Source organism: Actinocorallia lasiicapitis (assembly GCF_054778695.1).
Genome location: NZ_BAAGZI010000623.1, coordinates 1 through 2097 on the forward strand (window position 1 = coordinate 1; position 2097 = coordinate 2097).

Below are 2097 nucleotides of genomic sequence, written 5' to 3' on the forward strand. Positions count from 1 at the left end.
TCCAACGGCCTGACCGCGCCGAACGGCCGCGCCCAGGAGCGGGTGATCCGCCAGGCGCTGGGGAGCGCCGGCCTGTCGGCGGGCGAGGTCGACGCGGTGGAAGGCCACGGCACGGGAACGCGGCTCGGCGACCCGATCGAGGTGCGGGCGCTGATGGCGGCCTACGGCCGCGACCGCGCCGGGGAACCGTTGTGGCTGGGCTCGCTGAAGTCGAACATCGGCCACTCCCAGGCCGCCGCCGGCGTGGGCGGCGTCATCAAGATGGTCGAGGCGATGCGCCACGGCTCCCTACCCCGAACCCTGCACGCCGACGAGCCGTCCCCCCAGGTGGATTGGACGGCCGGCACGGTACGACTGCTGACGGAAGCACGCGAGTGGCCCGAAACCGCCCGCCCACGCCGGGCCGGCGTCTCGTCGTTCGGGATCAGCGGCACCAACGCGCACGTCATCGTCGAGCAAGCGCCCCCTGCGGAGGTCGGGCTTGTGGAGGTCGAGGCCGCGGGGGAGAGGGCTGCGGTGGGGCCGGTGCCGTGGGCGGTGTCGGCGTCGAGCGAGGCCGCCCTCCGGGCGCAGGCCGAACGGCTCCGCGCCCACGTGGTGGAGCGTCGGGAGCTGAGTGTCCAGGATGTTGGGATCGCTCTGGGGACCACCCGCGCTGGCCTGGAACAGCGCGCCGTGGTGGTCGGCGAGGACCGGGAGGAGCTGCTGAGCGGGCTGGCCGACCTGGCGCGCGGCGCGATGTCGCCGAGGGTCGTGCAGGGGGTCTCGGCCGGTGGACGGCTGGCGTTCCTGTTCACCGGTCAGGGGGCGCAGCGTGCGGGGATGGGTCGGGAGCTGTACGCGACGTATCCGGTGTTCTCCGCTGCCCTGGACGAGGTGTGCGCGCTGTTGGATGCCCGTCTTGCCGGTCACGTGGAGCGTCCGCTGCGCGAGGTGATGTTCGCTGAGGACGGCCCGCTGCTGCACCGGACGGTGTACGCGCAGACCTCACTGTTCGCGCTGGAAGTGGCGTTGTTCCGGCTGTTCGCATCGTGGGGGCTGACGCCTGATCTGGTGCTGGGTCATTCGGTCGGGGAGCTGGCGGCCGCGCACGTCGCCGGGATTCTGGATCTCGCGGACGCGTGCGCGCTGGTCGCCGCAAGGGCCCGGCTGATGCAGGCACTGCCCGTCGGCGGGGCGATGGTCGCGCTGCCCGCCTCCGAGGAAGAGGCCCTGGCCGCGCTGGACGGGGTGGAGGACCGGGTCGCGGTCGCGGCGGTCAACGGTGCCCGCTCCGTGGTGATCTCGGGTGATGAGGATGCCGTGCTGGCGATCGCCGCGGGCTTTGAGAAGTCGCGGCGGCTGACGGTCAGCCACGCCTTCCACTCCCCGCATATGGACGGTGCGCTGGAGGCGTTCCACGACGTCGCCAGCACCCTCACTTTCCGGCCGCCCTCGCTCCCGATCGTCTCCAACCTCACCGGGGGCCTCGCCGACGGTTCCGTCACCACGCCCGAATACTGGACGCGCCACATCCGTGCGGCGGTGCGCTTCCACGACGGGCTGGAGACCCTGCGCGCCCAGGGCGTCACGACCTTCCTGGAGCTCGGCCCCGACCCCGTCTTGACGGCCCTCGCCCAAGCGTCGGCCGACGACCTGCCCGGCGCGTCCTTCGGCACGGCGCTGCGCTCCGGACGGCCCGAAGCCCTCAGCGTCCTGACGGCACTGGGCACGGCGTTCACCGGCGGCGCGGACGTCCGGTGGGACGCCGTCCTCCCCGGTGCCCGCCGCGTCGACCTGCCCACCTACGCCTTCCAGCACGAACGGTTCTGGCTGGCGCCGCCCGCCCCGATCGGCGCGGCCGCCGCCCTCGGCCTGGACCCCGCCGAACACCCGCTGCTGGGCGCCGTCACCGAACTGCCCGACGGCGGGTTCCTGCTGACGGGACGGCTGTCGGTGCGGAACGCACCGTGGCTCGCCGACCACACCGTCGCCGGGTCCGTTCTACTGCCCGCCGCGGCCTTCATCGAGCTCGCCCTGCACGCCGCGGCCGTGACCGGCTGCGCCCAGGTCGCCGAGACGACGCTGCACGCGCCGCTCGTCCTGCCGCCACGCCAG

At 73.7% G+C, this 2097-nt stretch carries 1 protein-coding gene; it reads left to right on the forward strand.

Annotated elements, in window-relative coordinates; translation table 11 throughout:
* A partial coding sequence (locus ACYVE7_RS33035; protein WP_460370388.1) for a type I polyketide synthase occupies window positions 1–2097 on the forward strand: 2097 nt, incomplete at both ends.